This is a genomic window from Pseudoalteromonas sp. 20-MNA-CIBAN-0454, assembly GCF_040308685.1.
Taxonomy (GTDB): Bacteria; Pseudomonadota; Gammaproteobacteria; order Enterobacterales; family Alteromonadaceae; genus Pseudoalteromonas; species Pseudoalteromonas nigrifaciens.
On the sequence record NZ_JBEOOB010000089.1, the window covers coordinates 1 to 1,040 of the forward strand.

Annotated in this window: 1 protein-coding gene; it reads right to left on the reverse strand. The window is 42.2% G+C overall.

The window, feature by feature from the left end; all coding sequences use genetic code 11:
- Window positions 1-1,040: IS21 family transposase (gene istA / locus AAEZ22_RS18065; protein WP_352298347.1), on the reverse strand; the 1,040-nt coding region annotated here is incomplete at both ends.

Here is a 1,040-nt window from a genome sequence, read left to right on the forward strand (position 1 = left end):
TTTGAATACGTTTTAGCTAAACTTAACACCCCTAAACAGGTGCGATAAGCTTGCTCTGGATGACGTTTGCTATTAAGCAATAATTCAACGACTTGATGAGTATAATCACCGATACTCAATGCCCATGAGCGTAAATTTATCGGTGACTGCTCATGCTGTTTTTGATGCGCCTTTGGCATATGATGTGTCTGTGTCGTATGTCCGCCTAAACGGTTTGAGCGAGGATGCTGTGCTATTAAAGTGCCGTCATAATAAAGCTGCACGAGTTGATTGGATATGTGTGCGCGTAATTGTTTTTTAACCCACAGATAAGGCACGCTGTAGTAATGTTTTTCTATTTCAACATGGTAATCAATATGCACACGTACTGTTTTGATTTGTGTATATTGATAGGGCTTTTCAGGCAATGGCTTTAATGCGTTTTTATCCACCATATCAAATAGCTGTTTGCGTGATTGTTGATATTGCTTCATCACCTTATTGTTCATCATATCTAGTAGCTTTGCTATTTCATGATTGAGTTGCGCTAAGCTGTGGAAGGTTTGGTTACGTAAGCGTGCCATGATCCAACGCTCAACAATTTGTACGCCGACTTCAGCCTTCGATTTATCTTTGGGTTTATAAGGTCTAGCCGGAATGACAGCAACGTTAAAGTACTCGGCTAACTGGTGGTACGTCGGATTTAAATCAGGCTCGTAGCGACAGGTTTTACTGACAGCACTTCTGAGATTATCGGGAATAACAACGTCAGGAACGCCGCCTAAAAATTCAAAGCAACGCGCATGACTCATTACCCAATCTTCAAGTTGCTGACTATACGTTGCTTCAGCATAGGTATAATTTGATGCACCTAGCACAGCAACGAATATCTGAGCAGTGCGCTTTTCTTGTGTCGTCGGACAAGTAATGGTAATTGTGGGGCCACAATAATCCACAAACAGCTTTTCACCCCCTTTATGCTGCTGACGCATTGAGAGTCGCTGGGTACCTAACCATTGTTTATAAGCTCGGCAGAAGTGACTGTAGCTGTAATAAGGCTC